This is a genomic window from Pseudonocardia sp. SID8383, assembly GCF_009864975.1.
GTDB lineage: Bacteria > Actinomycetota > Actinomycetes > Mycobacteriales > Pseudonocardiaceae > Pseudonocardia > Pseudonocardia alni.
Genome location: NZ_WWFY01000634.1, coordinates 1 through 2,491, shown reverse-complemented (window position 1 = coordinate 2,491; position 2,491 = coordinate 1). Strand labels below are relative to the sequence as shown.

The following is a 2,491-nucleotide window of genomic DNA, read 5'->3' as shown; positions in this document are numbered from 1 at the left end:
CCCGGGGCGACGGTCCGCCGGTCGTGCTGGTCGGCCACTCGCTCGGCGGCCTCGTGGCCACCGCGGCCGCCGACCGGATCGCCGACCGGGTCCGGGCGCTGGTCCTGGTCGCGGCGCTCGTCCCCGAGCCGGGTCGTCCCTACCGGGACCGGATGCGTGCCGAGCGCGACCTGATGGTCGCCGGCTACGACGCCGAGGTCCGTCGCGGCCCGGGGGTCAGCACGTACTGGCCGGACGCACGGGCGGTCGCCGACGGGCTCTACCGGGGCGTCGCCGACGAGCTCGACGCGGCGGGACGCGACGGGCGGGCCGTGGTCGCGGACGCGGCGGCGGAGCTGCGCCCGCAGGACTGGTCGCTGCTCGCCGAGCCGTGCCCGGTGTCGTCGTGGCCCGCGGTGCCGACGGTGTCTGTGGTGTGCGCGGAGGACCGGGTCGTCAGCCCCGTCGCGGGACGGCGGGAGGCGGACCGGGTCGGGGCGCGGCTCGTGGAGCTCGCGGGCGGGCACTTCCCGATGCTCACCCGGCCGGAGGAGACGGCGGAGCTGCTGGCCGGGCTCGCCGCGCCGGCCTGACGACGGGCCCCGCCGGCCGACGCGCACCGGGGCGGGGTCACCGGAGCGCCGGGGGCCGGGACGACGACGGCCGGTGACGGGAGACCCGTCACCGGCCGTCGGGCATCCGGACCGGGTCCGGAGGCCGTGTCGTCGTCGCGGCGTACCGCGAGGAGGGCCGTCGTCAGCCCGCCATGATCGTCGAGAAGTAGTACACGCCCGCGAGGATGCCGACGAAGCTGACGGTCATGCCGATCTGGGCGAGCTTGGCCATGCCCGGCTTGCGGTAGGCGAGGAAGCCGGCGACCAGGCCCGCGGCACCCAGGATCCAGGCGGCGATCGGGACGAGGAACGCGGCGATCGCGATGATGCCCAGCGCCAGCGACGCGTAGGCCAGGGTCGGCTTGTCGGTCGTCTGCATGTTGCTCATCGGGTTGGAGCCCTCCGTTGTGCGCCGGGGTGCCGGCGGTCGTTCTGTCGGGGAAGGGAACCGCGGGGTGGGGCAACCGGGGGAACGCCCCGCCGCGGTCACGCAGAGTCAGCATCGAGTCCCTGCAGGGTGTTCAACGAGTGACGACGCCCGGTGTTGCTCCGCCGGTCCGGTGATCGTGGGAGCACCGTCGTCCTCGCCCCCGGTCGTGCGGCCCCGTACCGCGGGCCGGGCCGGCGACCGAACGGCACAGGGGCGGCCGGCCGGGGAGCGTCGCCCGGGGGTGGGGAGGGAACGGGCCAAAAGCGGACAGGGCCCGAGTCGGCGAGGGGATGACGCCGACCGGCCGGGGCGCACGCGTCGCGCGGGGGCGCGTGTCACCGGGCGGGGCGTGTCACGCCGGACACACGGACGTGCCAGGATGGACGGCGTGTCTCGCCCAGATCCTCGTCAGGCGGCCCAGCGTGCGGCGATGTCCTCGGCCATGGCCGGGGCGGTCGACCTCTCCGGGCTGAAGGCCCGTGCCGATGCGGCGAATCGTCCCGCCCCGTCCGGCGGTGCCGCGGGTGGTCCACCCGCGACCGGCGGGGGCGAGGGCTCCTGGGTCGTCGACGCGACCGAGCAGGGCTTCCAGAACGAGGTCCTCGAGCCGTCGCTGCAGGTCCCGGTCGTCGTCGAGCTGTGGGCCAGCCGCTACCCGCGCGAGGAGCAGCTGTCGGCCGAGCTGGAGCGGCTCGCCTCGACCGGCGGCGGCGCCTGGCGCCTGGCCCGGGTCGACATCGACACCCAGCCCCGGGTCGCCCAGGCCTTCGGCGTGCAGCAGGTCCCGATGCTGGTCGTGCTCGTCGGCGGTCAGCCGGTCGACGCGGTCAACGGTGCGATCCCCGAGGACCGGGTGGCCGAATGGGTGACGTCCCTGCTCGACGCGCTGCGCGACCGGATGCCGGCCATCGCCGAGGGTGAGCGCCGGGCGGCCGCAGCCGGTTCGGACGAGCCCGTCGAGGAGCCCGAGGACCCGCGCTTCACCGCAGCCGAGGACGCCCTGGAACAGGGTGACTACGCCGCCGCCGAGGCCGCCTACACCGGGATCCTCGACTCCGAGCCCGCCAACGAGCAGGCGAAGGCGGCGCTGGCGCAGGTCCGCTTCCTCGCCCGTGCCGAGCAGGCCGACCCGTCGTCGATCGAGCGGGCCGACGCCGCGCCCGACGACGTCGACGCCCAGCTCGCCGCGGCCGACGCCGAGCTGGCCGCCGACCGGGTCGAGGCCGCCTTCACCCGGCTGGTCGGCACCGTCGCCCGGACCGGGGGCGAGGACCGTGACCGGGCCCGCGGGCACCTCGTCGGGCTCTTCGAGCTCTTCCCGGCCGACGACCCGCGGGTCGCCACGGCCCGGCGCGCGCTCGCCCGCGCCCTGTTCTGAGCCGGGTTCCTCCCCGATGACCCACCGGCCGCCGGTGGTCCGCCCGCGGACCCCGTGGCCGCCGGATCCGGCGCCCACGAGGACCGGGGC

3 protein-coding genes are annotated in these 2,491 nt (G+C 76.7%); 2 read left to right on the top strand and 1 reads right to left on the bottom strand.

Translation table 11 applies throughout. The annotated features are described in order from the left end of the window. Positions 1 to 572 (top strand): alpha/beta fold hydrolase (locus GTW08_RS15645; RefSeq protein WP_161152120.1); only part of this gene is annotated, 572 nt, incomplete at its 5' end. Positions 573 to 735: 163 nt separating this feature from the next. Here GTW08_RS15645 and GTW08_RS15640 read toward each other — a convergent pair. After that, entirely contained in the window at positions 736 to 981 is a 246-nt protein-coding gene (locus GTW08_RS15640; RefSeq protein ID WP_073578488.1) for a hypothetical protein, read from the bottom strand. A gap of 472 nt (positions 982 to 1,453) precedes the next feature. Between GTW08_RS15640 and GTW08_RS15635 the strand changes: the two genes are divergently transcribed. Continuing rightward, positions 1,454 to 2,401: a tetratricopeptide repeat protein gene (locus GTW08_RS15635; RefSeq protein WP_237453880.1), complete on the top strand. Its 948-nt coding sequence runs from the start codon at positions 1,454 to 1,456 to the stop codon at positions 2,399 to 2,401. The last annotated feature ends 90 nt before the right edge of the window (positions 2,402 to 2,491 follow it).

What these genes read in the sequence shown, in the direction of transcription:
- GTW08_RS15640 (WP_073578488.1), bottom strand. Translation starts at nt 981, where the DNA reads ATGAGCAACATGCAGACGACCGACAAGCCGACCCTGGCCTACGCGTCG.
- GTW08_RS15635 (WP_237453880.1), top strand. Translation starts at nt 1,454, where the DNA reads ATGTCCTCGGCCATGGCCGGGGCGGTCGACCTCTCCGGGCTGAAGGCC.